4 protein-coding genes are annotated in these 18708 nt (G+C 48.8%); all 4 read left to right on the top strand.

What is annotated here, in order from left to right:
* The first annotated feature begins 5 nt into the window (after window positions 1–5).
* From edeL to edeI, 4 genes are read left to right on the top strand one after another with little or no spacing between them, the layout of a single operon-like run.
* Window positions 6–3296 carry an edeine non-ribosomal peptide synthetase EdeL gene (gene edeL, locus AB432_RS16745; protein ID WP_048033248.1) on the top strand — a complete coding sequence of 1097 codons (3291 nt, stop codon included), beginning with the start codon at window positions 6–8 and terminating at the stop codon, window positions 3294–3296.
* A 33-nt stretch (window positions 3297–3329) separates the two neighbouring features.
* Complete coding sequence (edeK, locus tag AB432_RS16740; RefSeq protein WP_048033247.1) at window positions 3330–7313, top strand: edeine non-ribosomal peptide synthetase EdeK; 3984 nt, start codon at window positions 3330–3332, stop codon at window positions 7311–7313.
* A gap of 30 nt (window positions 7314–7343) precedes the next feature.
* Complete coding sequence (gene edeJ, locus AB432_RS16735; protein WP_048033246.1) at window positions 7344–10034, top strand: edeine non-ribosomal peptide synthetase EdeJ; 2691 nt, start codon at window positions 7344–7346, stop codon at window positions 10032–10034.
* Window position 10035: 1 nt separating this feature from the next.
* Window positions 10036–18693, top strand: coding sequence for an edeine biosynthesis hybrid PKS-NRPS EdeI (edeI, locus tag AB432_RS16730; protein WP_048033245.1), 8658 nt, complete (start codon window positions 10036–10038; stop codon window positions 18691–18693).
* The last annotated feature ends 15 nt before the right edge of the window (window positions 18694–18708 follow it).

Genomic DNA, 18708 nt, shown 5'->3' with positions numbered 1-18708 from the left:
TCGCAATGAATGGACGTATGCAGCTCGATCTGGATCTGAACGAGTTTAACCTGCTCTCTGATGATGAAGCGAACTTGTTAACCCGAGTCAATCAGACAGACAAACCGTATCGCAGCAATGTAACAATCGCTGAACTGTTCGTAGAGCAAGCGGAAAAAACGCCTGATAGAGTCGCAGTGGTAGAGGCGGATCGAGAAAGAACATACGCAGAACTACACGCGGAAGCAAACCAGCTAGCCCGTATCTTAAAAGATGCGGGTGTAGTTCCATCGCAACTCGTAGGAATTCTCGCAGACAGGAGCTCCCGTATGGTGTCGGCAGTTCTTGCAATCCTCCAAGCGGGTGGGGGATACGTCCCGGTTGATCCGCATTATCCTCGAGCTAGAATACGCTATCTTTTGCAGGACAGTCGCTGCAAGGTGCTTGTAACAGAATCCATGTATCTGGACGAGATCATACCGGATCTACCTGACAGCATCGAAACGATCATTTGTTTGGACGAGACTTCCTTCCATCACGAAGGATACAAAGTCTATACAGCGTCCGACATTCGCGGTCAAAAGGATGAGGCGATAGCTCCGGCGGGTTCAGAGGATGATGTAGCGTATGTCATCTACACATCTGGTTCGACTGGTGCACCAAAAGGCGTCATGATTTCGCACAAACAGGTATTGAATACGTTGTTTTGGCTGGAGGAGACTTTTCCGCTAAGCGAGACAGACGTGGTTGCCCAAAAAACCTCGATTTCTTTTACGGACTCGGTGTGGGAATTGTTTTGGCCCCTGATGGTTGGATCAAAGCTGTCTATTTTGAAAGAGGAAGACGGGAAAGATCCAGGAGCATTGTATGACTGGCTGCGAGAGCAACGTATTACCGTCACCCAATTCGTTCCAGCGATGATGAATGTGTTTCTGGCTCATGTGCATTCACGTAATGAACCAGACCCGTTACCCAATTTGAAGTGGGTATTTAATGGAGGAGAAGCGCTGACTGCTAATCTGGTTCGCGAATGGAATCGATTGTTCCGTATTGCGCGAATCGCCAATATTTACGGGATGACAGAATCAGCGATTTACGCTTCCGTCTATCTTTGCACAGAACAGCCAGCTGAAGAATCACTCAGAATCCCTGTTGGTGTTCCCATTGCCAATACGCATATGTTCATCCTTGGACAGACGGGGGAAATTTGTCCTCCAGAAGTCAAGGGGGAGATTTGCATCGGAGGAATTGGTATCACCGACGGATATTTGGGCAAGCCTGAGTTGACCGAAAAAGCTTTTACGTATCATCCCAATACCGGCGAGCGCCTTTACCGTACGGGAGATGTAGGATTGCTCAGCGAAACAGGAGTATTTGAATATCTAGGGCGGATGGACGACCAGGTTCAAGTGCGCGGCTATCGTGTGGAACTGAAAGAAGTGGAACGCGCCGTGCTTCAGCATTCTGCTGTGAATCAGGTAGCTGTTTTGGCTATAACTGATCAAATGGGTTTGACCGAACTGGCTTGCTACTATGTCGTGCAAAAGGACGGCATTCAGCCAGATGGGCTTCGTGCGCACCTGCTGGAGTGGCTCCCCGGATATATGATCCCGAGTTACTTTATGGAGCTGTCCGAGATGCCGCTTACCCCGCATGGAAAGATCGATCGCAAAGCTTTGCCTGCTGTAAAGCCCGGCGTCAGTAGTGATTACGTGGCCCCGGTAAATCCGATCGAACAAAAGCTGGCTGAGTTGTGGGCGGATGTCTTACAGATTTCATCCCCTGGTGTACTTGATCATTTTGTCGGACAGGGAGGGCATTCGCTGAAGGCCATTCAGCTTTTATCCAGGATTGAAAGTGACTTTCAAGTGAAGCTTTCTATGCGTGACCTGTTTGATGCCCCGACGATTCGTGGTTTGGCGACAAGGCTTACAGGCCATCTCAAGGAGACGGAGCAAAAACCGATCGCCTTGCTCTCTGATCAGGAATATTACCCTGTCACAGGTGCACAAGAGCGACTTTACCTGTTGTGGCAGTTGGAAGAAGATGCTACCAGCTATCATACACCGGGAGTGATGCGGATCATCGGTTCCCTTGATTCAGGGCGTCTTCAAGACATTGCAGATCAACTCGTCGCACGACATGAGGCGCTACGCACCTCGTTTCATTTGATGGAAGGTCAGGTGAAGCAAAAAGTACACGGTGACCTGTCTGTACAGATCGAGACATGGAAAGCAGACGAGGAAACGGTAGAAAAGGAAATCGAACGCTTTTTCCGGCCATTCGATTTAAAGCAAGCTCCTTTGCTTCGCATAGGCCTAATTGCGCTCTCATCAGAGGAGCATCTGCTGATTTTTGATATGCACCATATCATTTCGGATGGCATATCCAAGTCCATCTTGCTTGAGGAGTTTTGTAACCTTTACCAAGGACAGGTATTGCCGGAATTGTCGGTACAGGCCAAGGAATTCGCTTGGTGGCAAAGAGAACAAGCTGCCGAGATCGGCTGGGCCGAGCATGAAGCCTACTGGTTGGATGCATTTTCTCAGCAGCCGCAGCCGTTGGCAATCCCGACCGATTATCCTCGCACACAAACCATGACATTTGATGGAGATGAATTGCTGACTGAGCTGTCTGGAGAATGGCTAGAAAAACTCGACTCATTTACCCGTCAGAGTTCTTCGACGCTGTACATGCTTCTGTTGGCTGTCTATTCTGTTTTGTTATCCAAATACAGCAATCAGGAAGACATCGTCATCGGTTGCGACATGGATGGTAGACAACGTGCGGAGTTTGCTCCTGTTGTGGGAATGTTTGTTAACACCTTGGCCCTGCGAAACTGGCCGAAGAAGGAATTGACTGTCCGAGAGTATATCGGGCAGGTACGCCAAAACGTGCTAAGCGGTTTTGAGCATGGAGACTATCCATTCGATCAACTGGTAAGCCAGATTCAATTCCCCCGTGATCCAGCAAGGAACCCGTTGTTTGACGCCATGCTGACCCTGCACCATGCAGCGGAGCAGCAAAAGGTCCGTCTCGATCAAATCGAGTTTGCTCCGTACGAGTTCAGACGCAAAGCTGCCATGCTCGATCTGGCTTTGGAAGTGGTGAAGGCTGAGGATCACATATGCATGCACTGGCAATATAACACGAACTTGTATCACAGAAGAACAATCGAGAAGATGGCTCAAGATTTTGTCAATCTTCTGGAGCAAATGGTAGCCCACCCGAACCGAACCATCGGACAACTTCAGATCGGTCATGGAGTAGTACAGGTAGCACAGGGACAAGTGGATGACGATGACTTTGCTTTTTAAGAAATACATGACGGACAGAAAAGAGGGATTGGCTTGACAACGATAACGGCACAAAACATCTTGCTGGCCAGTGGGCATTTTGATCGAGAAAAAGACTATTGGATGGAGAACCTCTCTCAAGAGTTTCATTCACTTGACCTTCCAACAGACTCTCGGGCCTCGTTTCAGCGTCAGTCTGAGCTTCGTGAGCTGACCATCGTGTTTCCGGACGAACTGAGCAGGGCGTTGATTCATTTAAGCAATGGCTCGGATCAACGTTTGTTCATGGCTTTGCTGAGTGGATTTGGCATCTTGTTGTCCAAATACACGGGACATCAGGACATATGCGTTGGAACGGCTATCTTTCGTCAAACTGAGCCGGGTGAGTTTTTGAACAAAGTACTGCCCTTGCGTCATCAGGTACTTCCGGAATGGAGTATCAAGGAGCTGCTGCAAGAAATTCGGCAGACCTTAAAGGCCGCTGTGGAACATCAGAACTACCCAATCTTGCGGTTGATCGAGGAACTGCAAGTACCTCAGCAGGGGAATAGCACACCTTTTTTTGAGGCGACTTGCTTGTTGGACGTTCTTCATGATCAGGACAGTCTGGAACAGGTATCGAGCGAGTTGCAGCTCCTCTTTTCTAAAAAGGGGAACTCGCTCGAATTACTCGTGCGTTACGTGGGGCAAAGATACCAACTCCCCATGATGGAACGGATGATGGAGCACTTGGTCCGTATTTATCAGGTTATCGTAACCCACCCGGATCAAAAAATCGCCGAGATAGCGTGCTTATCTGAGGCAGAGGTACGGGAGTTAGTTCTTTCATTCAACGACAATCGGATTGATTTTCCGCGCGATCAGAGCTTTGATCACCTCTTTGAGGAGCAGGTAAAAAAGACGCCTCATCGCAAAGCGGTGACAGACGGAAAAACAACTTTCACCTATCAGGAATTAAACGAGCGATCTAATCGACTCGCGCGCCATTTTATCCAGCAAGGATTACGACCTGGCACAAAAATCGGTATTTATATGAAGCGTAATGTAGATACGCTTGTAGCGATACTCGCGGTGTTCAAGGCGGGGGGAGCCTACGTACCGATTGATCCAGACTATCCGCAGCATCGGATCTTGTACATCGTGCAGAAGAGCGAGATTACAGGGTTGATCACTCAGCCTGACTTGCTAAATGGATTGGAGTCGATTCAAGCATCCTCGCCTGAGCTGAAGTATCTCTATGTCTTTGGTCCATCCGATCAATCCGTAGAGTCACTTTCGGGAGAGGACATCGGTCGGGAGAGTGCGGGAACAGACTTGGCATATATCATCTTCACATCGGGCACGACTGGACAACCAAAAGGCGTAATGGTGCACCATCGTGGAATGATTAACCACATTTTTGCTAAAATCAACGACCTATCCCTCTGCGAGGATGATCTTGTCGCACAAACGGCTTCTCTTTGCTTCGACATTTCTGTATGGCAATATCTGGCTGTTTTGTTGGTGGGTGGCTCTGTGCAAGTGGTCGATACAGAGACGGTTATGGATACGCAGGCCCTTCATGACGTACTGCGTTCCAACCGCGTCACCGTAGCAGAAGTGGTACCATCTCTGCTCTCCGTGCTACTTGATCTCGTTCAAGAATGGTCCGACTCAGAACGCGGCTTCCCTGATCTGCGGTGGATGGCAGTGACAGGAGAGGAGTTACCTGCCCCTCTGGTACGGCGTTGGTTTGCCTGCTATTCGGACATTCCATTGGTGAATATGTACGGGCCAACGGAAGCATCCGATGATATTACCCACCACATTATCCGGGAAATGCCCAGCGATCAGCAGATTGTGGTTCCCATCGGCATACCGATCCAGAACACTCATATTTACATACTCGATCAAAATCAGTGTATCTGCCCGCGAGGCGTAAAAGGAGAAATAGGTGTGGCCGGGCCGGGGGTTGGATACGGCTACTACAAAGATGAGGAACGGACGCAAAAAGTTTTCGTAGCAAATCCGTATGCTAGCTGGGTAGAAGACCCTGACTACCAAGTCCTCTACCGAACGGGTGATGTAGGCCGGATCACGGAGGACGGCTATATTGAGTACTTCGGGAGAATGGACAATCAAGTCAAGATTCGGGGTTACCGAATCGAATTGAGTGAGATTGAACAGGTTATGCGCAGACATCCTGCGGTCAAGGATGCAGTGGTCTTGGCGCTTTCAGAGGAAACGGGTGCAAAGTACTTATGTGCCTATATCGTTCCCATGGAGGAATTTTCCGCCCGAGATGTGCGTGATTATCTGTTTACTGTGCTTCCGGAATACATGGTGCCGATGCACTATGTAAAGCAAAACGTATTGCCACTTACCCCTAACGGAAAAGTGGATAGAGGGGCTTTACCGAAGCCTGGCATACAGGATCGGGTCGACACATCTATTTTTGTGTCAGCGACAACCGAGACGGAAAAAACTCTTACCCACATTTGGGCGCATGTGTTACAGCTTGATCCAAACACAATCAGCGCTCGGGACAATTTCTTCGCTCTAGGGGGGCACTCGTTAAAAATCAACGCGGTAGCTGGGCAGGTTGTACAGCAGTTTGGCGTACAGCTTCCACTGCGAACCATGTTTAATCACCCAACGATTCAGGAACTTGGCAAAGTGATTGATGGCGCAGACAAGACGATTTTGAAAAGACGATTCCCAGTCGAAGCCAGATCGTACTATCCTGTTACGGCTGCTCAGCGCAAATTCTTTATTCTTCAGCAGTTGAATCCGGCTGACACAAGTCTTCACATTACGGCTGCTCGTTTCATCGAAGGAGCTTTGAACCGTGAGAAGGTAGAACATGCTTTTCAAGGACTGGTTGACCGCCATGAATCTCTTCGTACCTCGTTTGATTATCTAGATGGGCAAGTGGTTCAAATTGTACATGATTCGCTAGTCTTCCGTTTGGAAGTGAGCGAAGCAAGTGCAGAGCAGTTGGAGGCCAGCCTGGCAACGTTTGTACGGCCATTCGACTTGCGTCAAGCGCCATTGCTGCGTGCAGGGCTAATCAGGGTTGAACCGGAAAAGCATCTCTTGTTGTTCGACATGCACCATATCGTTTCAGACGGTGTATCCATGGATATTCTCGTAGAGGACTTTGTTCGTCTCTATGCAGGTGTGCTACTTCCTGCATTGGAAGTTCAGCAAAAAGAGTTTGCTGTTTGGCAGGAATCTGCACTTGAGTCAGGGGAGCTTCAAGCTGACTATTGGACAGACATGTTTACAAGCCCGGCTCCACTTCTAGCGATTCCGACTGATTACGAAAGGCCAGAATCTCTTACGTTTCCTGGTGCAACGATTGAGTTCGAGATATCGGCAGAGGAGAGGCAGCGGTTGCAGGATCTGGCAGCGGAAGAACATGCGACACTTTACATCGTGCTGTTATCGGTTTACAACATGCTGCTTGCAAAGTACAGCGGCCAAGAGGATGTCGTTGTCGGAACTCCAGTAGCTGGGCGTAAATTTGCAGAGTTTGATGACGTAATTGGGATGTTTATCAACACCATTCCTTTGCGCAATTATCCAAAAGGCGAGAAAACCTATCGCGAGTTTCTTGCGGAGGTCCGCGAGCATACGCTAGCCTCTTTTGAACAAGCGGATTACCCGATTGATCTGTTTGTCCAGACTCTTGGTCTTGAGCCAAATACAGGTCGTCAGCCCCTTTTTGATACGATCTTCGTCCTGCAAAACATGGACAATCCGGAAGGGGAACTGGAGCTTGAGGGAATGATCGTCAAAAACTATCCCCTGCAAAACAACACGGCTAAACTTGACCTTCATCTGTCGGCTTATCCGGTTTTCGACAGACTTACATGTAAGCTGGATTACCGCAGTGACCTGTTCCGGAGAGAGACGATGGAGCAGTTTGTGAGTGACTTCAAAAGCTTGTTGCAGCAGGTGATGGAAGATCCCGAGCGCCTCCTGCAAGACTTTGAATTGACCCGTGAGGTAGCCCTTATTCAAGCACAGGGCGTCGATTGGGATTTTGAATTTTAGAGCAAGCGGTGAGTAAGAGGGGGAGGGCATATGGAGACTACTATTTCGCAAAACATTCTGCTAACCAGTCGGAAATTTAGCCGGGAGGAGCAGTACTGGCATGAGAAATTACAGGGGGAGTGGACGCTCTCCCTCCTTCCAACCGAAGGGACGGAAAAGGAAGGCGATGGGGAGGAGGAGACTAACGAAATATCTTTTGTCTTTCCAGATGATTTGAATGCTGCCGTTGCGGCCCATTGTGATCATCATCCGATGAAGCTCTACCTGTTCCTTCTGTCGACGTTTCAAATCATGCTGAATCGGTATAAGCAGACAGACGACATGATCATTCTCACGCCCGTCTTTCAGAATCCGCTTCCCCCTAATGCTTGGAATCGGGTGCTGCCGCTGCGTGTACGGATGCATCCAGAAGCTACTTTTGCAGAAGTGGCGAAAGAGGGTAAGCAGCTGGTCAAAGAGGCAATGGAGCATCAGAACTATCCGTTTTCGCAAATGATGCAATGGCTTGATCTATCCGACACGGATCTGAAGACACTGCTGGATACAGCCTTCGTACTAGAAAACATGCAAGATATTGCTGCTTTAGAAGGCTTGTCCCTGCAAGTGGTATTTGCATGCAAGCAAACAGAGGATGGAATTACAGGCCGTGTACGGTATGCGGGCGAGCAGTTCCAAGAGGCTGTAATCGAACGGATGATCAGCCATTATCTGCAAATTCTTCGTGAAGTCGTCGTCGATCCTAAACGGTTGGTTCACACAATCGATATGTTGACCGAGGCGGAGCGGACAGATCTGTTGTATACCCGAAATCAAACAGATGTCCCTCATTCTGCTCCCAAGCCGATCCATCAACTGATCGAGGAACAGGCAGCGCGTACTCCTCATCTAACAGCAGCTGTGTTTGGCCACAAAACCCTTACTTACGCTCAATTGAATGGCAAAGCCAATTTCCTTGCGCGTATGTTGAAAGACCGCGGCATTGGAAGAGGAAGCTATGTTCCTGTCTTGATGAATCGTAGCTTGAATTTGGTCATTTCTCTGCTAGCTGTGATGAAAACTGGTGCGGCCTTTGTGCCATTAGACGTGCAAAGTCCGAACGAACGGAAAAAGCAGCTACTGGATGAATTGGATTGTCCGGTGACCCTGATCGGGCCAGAAATACATCAGGAACCGTCATTTGTGCAAATGACACGTGCTGTAATCGTCGATGCGGATGATATCCAGGAAGAAGAGGACTTGACGGTTCAGGTAGATGTGAACGATCCGATCTATGTGATCTATACATCTGGTTCCACTGGCAAACCAAAAGGAGCTGTCGTCCCTCATATCGGTATTTTCAACCGGTTTCGCTGGATGGATGAACATTATGGTTGTACGGAACAGGATGCCATTTTCCAGACGACTCCCCATCACTACGACAGCTCGGTCTGGCAACTATTCTGGCCGCTCTTGCATGGTGGCCGTACCGTCTTGCCGATTCCTGAATTCGAGATGACGCTCGATCAAGTATTGCACGCCATTTCAACCTATCAGATTACGATTACGGACTTTGTGCCGTCGGTCTTCAACCTGTTGGTGGATCAAATGGAAACACGGATGGACATACACGATTCACTTTCTTCGATTCGCCACCTGATCTTGGGGGGAGAGGAAATTACGGCTCACACCGTGCAACTGTTTCTTCAGAGGTTTCCCCACGTTCGTATCACGAATCTGTATGGTCCGACGGAGACGTCTATTGGTGTTATCTACTTTGAGATCGACCATACCCATCAGGGACCGATACCGATCGGAAAGCCGATAGCCAATACGAAAATTTTGCTGCTGGATTCAAATCGCAAACTTGTTCCGGCTGGACATCAAGGAGAGATCTATATCACAGGCTTGTGCTTGGGGCATGGTTACTTGCACGATCCTGAGAAAACAGCAGCCAGCTTTGTTGACAACCCATATCCGGAAATTGGTTATCAAAAGCTTTACAAGACAGGCGACCTTGGACGTTATCTGCCGAATGGCAATATCAAGTTCTGCGGTCGCATCGACCATCAAGTAAAAGTACGTGGGCACCGAATTGAGCTGGGGGAGATTGATGAGGTGCTCTTGTCCCACCCGCTAGTAAAAGAGTGTGCCGTTGTATTTCAAGAAGAGAAGGCTCGATTGTGCGCGTACTACGTATCGAATGCTCAGGAATTGACCGCAAGTGACTTGCGTGGTTATCTCAGCGAACGGCTTCCCGATCACATGATCCCTTCCTTTTTTGTCAGCATTGAAAAAATGCCGTTGACAGCAGGGGGCAAGATCAATCGCAAGCTATTGCCTGAAGTGGATGAGCAACAGGCGTCCGACGCAGAGTATGTAGCCCCACGAAACGAGAAGGAAGAACAGCTGGTTACCATCTGGAAAGAAATCCTGGGGATCGAAAAAGTGGGGGTACACGACAGCTTTTTCCAACTGGGAGGGAATTCCCTGCTGTTGCTTAAAATGCATGCGCAAATCGTAAAACAAGTGGATAGCGAGATTAGCGTCGCGCATTTGTTTTCATACTATACGATTGCCATGTTTGTGGATTTTCTCGAACAAAGAAAACAGGATCAGTTTGCATCTATGGAAGATCAAAGCGATGATGATGAATCCCTTCTGGAATTGCTGAGGGAGGTCAAGGAGGGAGTTCTCTCCGTAGACAAGGGTGCCGAGCTGATCGACAAAAGGAAGGGGAATTAGGATGAGTTTGCTAAAAAAATACATCTTGGAGCAAGTGGCTGCTCATCGTCTGCAAGAGAAGGAAGCACTCCCTTTGCTGAAGGAACTGTCCTCTGCCAACGTAAATACACGCCAAGATTTCGCGATCATCGGTATGGCTTGTCGTTTTCCCGGAGCCAGCAGCCTCGAAGAATACTGGAATAATTTGAAACAGGGGCACGATTCAATCAGTGATATCCCTGCTACAAGGCGTCCAGATGTCGAGAGGGTAGCGAGAGAATTTTTTAACGACACTGATTTCAAGTATGAGCGGATGGGGTATCTCGATCATGTGGATTTATTTGATCATGCGTTTTTCGAGATATCACCTGCAGAGGCTCGAACCATGGACCCTTATCAGCGGATGTTTCTCGAGTTGGCATGGGAAACATTTGAACATGCCGGGTATAGCGAGAAGATGATCAGCGGTTCTCCTACCGGCGTATTTCTGGGGTATTGTGACAATGAATCACAGTACCAGCGTGTGTTGAAAAACGTTGATTCGTCTTCGCTGGCTGGCAACGTTGCAGCAATTATCGCTTCACGAATTTCTTATTTGCTGAATCTGTCAGGTCCGAGCCAACTGATTAATACATCTTGCTCTTCCTCCTTGGTCGCTCTGCACCAAGCATGTCAGGCCATTGGAAACAACGATTGTCGAATGGCTCTCGTAGGTGGAGTTAATCTTTCCCTGTTTCCGATTCAACAAGATACGGACTTTGGCATCGTTTCTGTCGATCGCAAAACCAAAGCTTTTGATGACTTTGCGGATGGAACAGCATGGGGAGAAGGTCTTGGCGCTGTTCTTTTGAAGTCATACGATCAAGCAGTCAAGGATAACGACTATATCCATGCCGTGATCAAAAGCACTGCGGTCAATTGTGATGGCCGCTCTACCAGTATTACAGCGCCCAATGCGATTTCCCAGTCTGCTTTGTTGCGAACAACATGGGAGCGCGCGCGTATCAATCCAGAGAGCATCTCCTATATCGAGGCACATGGAACAGGGACAAGACTGGGCGACCCTGTTGAGATTGAGGGGATCATGCATGCCTTTCAGAAAGTTTCAAAACGTAAGCAGTTTTGCGCAATAGGCTCGGTAAAAAGTAACATTGGGCACACGATAGCAGCATCAGGTGTGGCTGGAATCATCAAGACGGCTCTGATGATGAAGCATCGCCAGATTCCGCCGACGCTGCATGTGAAGCGGCCGAATACCTTAATTCCTTTTATCGATTCACCTGTTTATATAAATGATGTACTAAAGGCTTGGGATGTAGAGGCGGACCAACCTGTGAGGAGAGCCGGGGTAAGTGCATTCGGCCTGAGCGGGACAAACGCCCACGTCATATTGGAAGAGCCTCCTGGGCGCGAGGCGACAGCCGTTTCAGAATCCGGCGATTACCTCATTACGTTATCTGCCAAAACAAATGAGTCACTATGGGATTTACTTGAGAAATACCATGCATTTTTATCAGGGCCTTCGGAGCATTCCCTTTTGGATATGTGCGCTACTGCCAATATGGGGCGCGGACACTATCGATATCGCCTTGCCTTCATTATCAATAGCAAAGAGGACTTTTTTCAGAAGGTCCATCGCCTGTGCACGGGAGAACGGATGGAGGACGGTGCTCCGCTTGTTGATGGAAACCAGGTATTCTACGGGGTACTGAATTCCCGTGGGGAAAGTGCATTGCCGATCAGTATGCAAATAGACAGCTCTGACCCTGTAGAAATGGCAAAACAGTACGTGCGAGGGGTACCTATCAATTGGCTAGAATACTATCGTCCAGTCAAATGGAAAAAGGTACCCTTGCCAACCTATTCCTTTGCCAAAAACCGTCACTGGGTGCAATCGGATCAACCCGTACAGGACATGGTTGAGCGGTCCGCTACTGTAGCATCTGAGGCGGCTCATGAGGACGAAACAGTTGATGTTCATAAAATTGCTTCCACCTTCTTTACCTTTGGGGAAATGTTACTGAATCAGGTGAATGTCCAAAAGCAAGCTGGTTTGGAAGAGGATGAGACTTTTTATTCCGGCCTGTCATTGCTTGAATGCTTCAAGCAACTAGGTGTGTTCCACAAGCAGGAACAACTGTATACGCTGGAAGAATTGCGTGAAGCTGTAAGGGTTGATGGAAAAAATGAACATATATTCCAATTGATTCTTGAGCTTGTCGTTAAGGCCTCTTTGGTTGAACACGTTGAAGGAACATACCGTCTATCTGCACATGCAGAGGGTCTTGAAGCGGAAGCGTTTTATCAGGATTGTCTGGATCGCTATCCGAATGAGCATGATACGTTCTCTCAATTGAAAGAGTGTTTTGCCCACTACTCAACGAGCATGACGGGGCAGGACGTACTCGTGACGAACGAGGGTACTTCCGACCTGTATAAGTCGTATGCGGATCGCATTACTCTAAGAAACCCTGCTGGACTTATGGTAGTGGAAACAATTGCCCAATATATCCATTCGTTTAGACGTCCCGTTCGCATTTTGGAGCTCGGAGGCGGTTCCAGCAAACTTACTCGCTTATTGCTGCCGAAGATTGAGAAACAGGATGTCACCTATCTGTTTACGGATGGTGCGCAATCGTCTCTGGCAGAGGCAGAAAAAGAGTTCCAAGAAGTGTACCCGTTTGTGCAGTTCCGTCCGTTCAACATGGAGCTGGCACCAGGCGAACAAGGCTTCGATCTACACGCATACGATGTGATCATTGCTAATAACGCTATACACAGGACGAAGGATGTTCGGGCATCCTTATCGATTTTACATCAGTTGCTTGCAGAGCAAGGCGTGCTGTTTGCGATCGAGCTCGTGAAAAATCGTTCAACGGCAAATGTGATCGGGGGGCTTGCCGCAGACTGGTGGCAGCACGAAGACACCGATCTGCGACCGCAAAATAGGCTGATGGATGCTTTACGTTGGGAAAAGGCGCTTCGAGATACGAACTATCAATCGGTTGCCATTTATCCGTCGCCAACAGCGCTGGGTGATCTGTCTGATTCAGCGTTATTGATCGGACATTCAGCGTATACGCCACAAGAGTATCGGGAGTGGACCTACCAGATCCATTGGCAAACAAAAGAGCTGACAACGAATCATCCGACCCAGCGTCCAGGAATCTGGCTGGTGTTTCAAGATGAAGGTGGTGTAGGAGAAGCACTGGCTGACGCGATGTCATCGGACGGACATGAAGTGATCAGACTTCGCAGCGGTGAGGCTTTTGCCACCGTCTCTTCCCACGAGTTCATCCTAGATCCCAGCCAGCCGGCAGATCTGCGGCGTGTGTTCGAGAGACTCGGGGACAAAAAGGAAAAGCTGACTGGGATTATTCACTTATGGAGCTTGACCTCGGGCTCCCAAAAGCGGAGTGATCTCGGACAGCTAGAAGCCCTTGAATCAGCGCAACATCTGGGAGTTTATAGCCTGTTTCATTTGACACAAACGTTGCTTGAGCTGGATCTGAAGCAGGTGCTTGATTTACGAATCGTTTCGAACTACGCACAAGCAGTAGATGAGAACGGACCTGTATTTCCAGAAAAAGCTCCCTTATTCGGTCTTGCTAAGGTTATTCCGCAGGAAAATCCAAAAATGCAGTGCTTTAGCCTGGATCTCGCAACAGAGGGGCTTTCAGCATCGCAGTTGGCTGGTCAGCTTCTAGCGGAAATTCGCTGCAATCGGGATGACACATTGGTTGCCTATAGAGGAAATCGCTTCGTACCAGAAATGAATCGCTGCGATATCGATAAAATTCCGAAACGGCCTGTAGAGATACGCGAAAATGGCGTTTACTTGATCGCCGGAGGGACAGGCAAACTGGGACTGGCATTTAGTAAGCATCTGGCCGCTCAAAAAAATGTGACGCTCGTGCTGATTAATCGTTCTCCACTTCCACCAAACCACGAGTGGCAAGAGCGTTTACAGCATCCAGACTGCAGTGCTACTGAGGCACGAAAGCTGAGAAATCTGCTTGAGCTAGAGGAAATGGGAGCGCAGGTAGTCTGCTACGCAGCTGACGTGTCCAACCGTCAGCAGATGGAGGATATTTCCGAACAAGTCCGTGCCCGTTACGGACCAATCAACGGCATTATTCAATCCGCGGCGCATATCACCTTCGAGACGATTCAGACGAAGAAGTTTTCCGATTTTCAAAATGGCTTGAAAGCGAAGATGGCGGGCACAGTCATACTCGATCAGATAGCTGAACCGGAGCATTTGGATTTCTTTGTGATCTTTTCATCACTTGCTTCGATTTGGGGTGGAGCGACTGGAAGTGACTATGTCTCCTCCAACTGCTTCCTGGATGCCTATAGTGCAGCCCGCAGTCGATCGGGAAAACCAACGATAGCGTTGAACTGGTATGCGTTTGAAGGCATAACAGGTCCTGGTTTTATCGGTTACATGCCGATGGATGGAGCAATACAAGCTTTTGATGCATCGCTGTCTTGCCAAACTGAACACCTGATCATTGGACAATTTGATTTGCAAGTACTGAAGGAATGGGCACCGTCTCTGAAAGTAAAGCTCGGAGATACGATCTTTGCAAGCGGAAAGTCTCATAAAGAACGCGAAACACCATCCTCAGTGACCATGCAAAACCGAGTTGTTTTGTCTGGCAGGGAGGAAGGCGATCGCTACACTTTGTTGGAGCAAGCTTTAGGCCAGATTTGGTCCGATGTGTTGGGCTACACCGAATTAAGCATCGACGACGACTTTTTCAGGCTGGGTGGCGATTCTCTTTTGGCAATCGGTATCGTTTCCCGTGTCTCCAAGCAAATGCAAAAAGAGATGACGATCACCGACCTGTTTCAAACACCGACGATCCGTCAATTGGCTATATTGATGGCTCCGAATGAAGAAACAGCTGTGTCAGCGATCCCTGTAGCAGAGCATCGGGAAGCTTACCCCGCCACCTCATCTCAGCAAAGAATTTATGTGCTGGAACAAATGCAGGAGGGGGCAGTTGCCTACAACATCCCTACAATCATGATGCTTGAAGGAGAGTTGGACAGAGAGGCTTTCGAACGTGCATTTGTCTCGCTGGTGCAGCGTCATGAGTCGTTGCGTACCTCATTTTCCATCGTGGATGGAGTTTTGATGCAAACCGTTCACCCGAGCGTAGATTTTACGTTGGCGTATAGTGAAGTCGACGAGAACGAGGCCAAAAGAACGGTCGAACAATTTATTCAACCATTCGACTTGTCAAAAGCGCCGCTTGTTCGCGGTATGCTCATTCGCATCGATGTTACCAAACATTTGTTGCTGTTCGACATGCATCACATTGTTTCCGATGGTGTGTCCATCAATATTTTGATCCGTGAGTTCTTCCAATTGTATCAGGGACTCGAGTTACCCAAGCTGCGGATTCAATATAAAGACTACAGCGTGTGGCAAACAGAGCAGCTAGGCAATGGGGTATTGGCCGCTCAGGAGAAATTCTGGCTAAAAGAGCTGGATGGAGAACTTCCTGTGCTTAATCTGCCTACGGATCATCCTCGACCGTCCGTTCAGAGCTTCGAGGGAGAAGTCCTGACCTTTGAGATTCCTCAAGAGATGACAGAGAAGATACTGACACTGGCAAAAAACAATGGTTCAACCTTGTACATGACGCTACTGGGAGCGCTCACCATTCTGCTGTCGAAATACGCTGGCGAAGAAGACATTATCATTGGATCGCCAGTGGCTGGCCGTCATCATGCAGACCTGGAAAACATCGTGGGTGTCTTTCTGAACACATTGGCGATGAGAAACTTCCCGCGAAGCGATCGAACCGTGGCCGATTTCCTTCAGGAAGTAAAGGAACGGGCACTGGCGGCGCTCTCTCATGCCGATTATCCATTCGAAATGCTGGTGGATCGCCTGACGCTGCCAAAAGATACGGCGCGTAACCCACTGTTTGATGTGATGTTCATTTTGCAAAATACCGGTGACGCGAAGGGAAGCATGAGTGCGAATGGGCTAACGCTCTCTCCATATCCATTTGAACAGCGCTCTGCCCAGTTTGATCTGACCTTTGACATCATTGAGCGAGAACAGCGCCTGATTGTCGATATCGAATACAGCAACAAGCTGTTCAGCAAAGAAACGATCGCGTCGATGTCCACACACTTCCAGAAGATTCTGGAGGAGATGGTGGAAGATCCGCAACAGTTAATCGGCAAAATGTCCATGCTGGCAGCACAAGAACGCTTGCTGCTGATGGAGCAATGGAATGACACGAGTTTGGAATACTCTCGTGAAAAAACAGTCGTCCAGCTCTTTGAAGAAGTAGCGGAAACTCAACCGAACGCGTTAGCTGTATCATGCGGAGATGAGAAAGTTACTTATGCGGAATTAAATCAGCGAGCAAACCAAGTAGCCCGTTTGATCAAGCAACACGGCGTCACTGCGGATACATGCGTTGGCCTTTTGACGAATCGCTCTGTGGAAATGATGGTTGGACTCTTGGCGATCTTGAAAGCTGGAGCTGCGTTTGTCCCGATTGATCCGCACTATCCAGAAGAACGTATCTCTTACGTTTTGGAAAACAGCATGACTCGCCTCGTCTTAACCCACGATTCTCTGGCAGAAAAGCAGTGGGGAAGTGTTGTCCGAGTAGACGTAAACGATCCCCGGATGGAGATGGAAGACGACTCCAATCTTCCGCCACAGGCTGCACCTGGCGATCTCGCCTATGTTATTTACACATCGGGTTCTACAGGCAAGCCTAAAGGCGTTATGGTTGAGCACGGCAATTTGATGAGCTTCTGCTCAGGGATCGGGGAACACATCGATTTTGCCAGCGCAGATAAAATGCTGGCTGTGACGACGATTTCGTTTGATATTTTTCTGCTTGAAACGATTGTACCGCTGACGAAAGGGATGACCGTGGTCATTGCAACCGAACAGCAGCAAGCAGACCCGCAGGTGCTCAAGGAGTTGATTTTGCAGGAAGAAATCACGTTCCTTCAACTGACTCCATCCCGTCTACAGCTCATGCTGGAAGAGAAGAGCAACTTGCACGCCCTTGACTGCCTGAAAGCGATCCTGCTTGGAGGAGAAGCCCTTTCATCGTCTTTGTTCCAACGGATTCGCACACAGACCAAGGCGAGACTTTACAATCTGTACGGACCGACTGAAACAACGATCTGGTCTACGGTGCAGGACTTGACCGACGCGGAGGAAGTAACGATTGGCGCGCCGTTGCCCAACACACAAGTCTATATCCTCGATGAGCATCTACAAGTGCAGCCGATGAAGATCACTGGCGATCTTTACATTGCAGGGGATGCGGTAACGAGAGGCTACTTCGGTCAGCCAACACTGACGGCTGAGCGCTATATCCCTAATCCGTTTAAACCTGGTCAACGTATGTACAAAACAGGTGATCTCGCGAGATGGCTGCCGGATGGGCGGATTGAATATGTGGGACGATCCGATTTTCAGTGCAAAGTACGCGGTTATCGAATCGAATTGGGTGAGATTGAAAGTGCCCTTTCTCAGCATCCGGATATTACGGAAGCGGTGGTCAGTGTGCGAGATACCGCCAGTAATCCTTACCTGTCTGCGTATTATATGGCAAAGCAAGCGTTGGACAGTGATGAATTACGAGCCATGCTGAGCAAAAGTTTACCTGATTACATGATTCCGAATTTTTATACGCATATGAGTATGTGGCCCCTGACACCAAATGGAAAACTGGATCGCAAATCATTGCCAGAGCCTGATGCTCTCCAAGACAAGCACACTGAATATCAAGCCCCGGCTACCAGACTGGAAGAACAGGTGGCGGGCATTTGGCGGGAAATGCTTAAACGTGAAACGGTCGGTATGCAGGATAACTTCTTCCACATAGGCGGTAATTCGCTTTTACTGGTGCAAGTTCATGCCAAGCTTGAACAGCTTTACCCTGGACGGGTTCGTATTGCCGATTTGTTCGCCCATCCTACGCTGTCTGGTCTAACCAACTTTTTGAAGAACACCGCTTTAGATGTAACAGATGAACAAGAGGAAATCGATACGACCGCTTATTGGTTGAAGGAGCTGGATCGTGTCTCGCTGATCGAGTTGCCGCCTCAGTATGGGGCTAGTGGAGAAGGGAATGCGGACGCAAACTGGGTCCAATTCTCACTTACTGATGATCTGTTTGAAAATGTGCAGCAGGTCAGTCAAATGGAGGCTGTGGCGGTTAGAGACGTTCTGCTTTCGATGTACCTGTACCTCATGTCGGAATTGACAGGACAGCAGGATCTTTATATGGAAGTGGCTGTCGACAAGGAGCTGCAGACGAAGGCCTATCCATTCCGGGTGAACATGTCAGAGGTCAACACCTTCTTCGACCTATTCAAGCAGGTGCAGCAGAAACGACAGTTCATCGAAAACATGACGGGAGAGGCCACATTGTGGCTAAAAAAATTACGGACGGATCGCAACGGCGGAACGATTATTCCATTCTTCGGCAGTGTCAATGAGTTTACAGATGTATCGTTCATATACCATGAACATGAGCTTACCTTCTGGATCAAGGAAGGAAAAGACGTGATTGATATCGTGTGTGCATTTGACCCTGATTGCCTCCGGGCAGAAAAAGTCACGGAGATGACGCTGGATTACCAGCAATTGCTCAGGATGCTAGTGAATGAATACATGACGTAGAGAAGGGTGATCAAA

Origin of the sequence: Brevibacillus brevis, from assembly GCF_001039275.2 — a bacterium.
GTDB classification, from domain to species: domain Bacteria; phylum Bacillota; class Bacilli; order Brevibacillales; family Brevibacillaceae; genus Brevibacillus; species Brevibacillus brevis_C.
Note: the sequence above shows the minus strand (reverse complement) of the source record. Positions and strands in the feature narration are given on the sequence as shown.

Excerpts from the sequence above, each read along its gene's own strand:
- edeI (WP_048033245.1), top strand. The coding sequence starts at position 10,036 with ATGAGTTTGCTAAAAAAATACATCTTGGAGCAAGTGGCTGCTCATCGT.
- edeJ (WP_048033246.1), top strand. The coding sequence starts at position 7,344 with ATGGAGACTACTATTTCGCAAAACATTCTGCTAACCAGTCGGAAATTT.
- edeL (WP_048033248.1), top strand. The coding sequence starts at position 6 with ATGAATGGACGTATGCAGCTCGATCTGGATCTGAACGAGTTTAACCTG.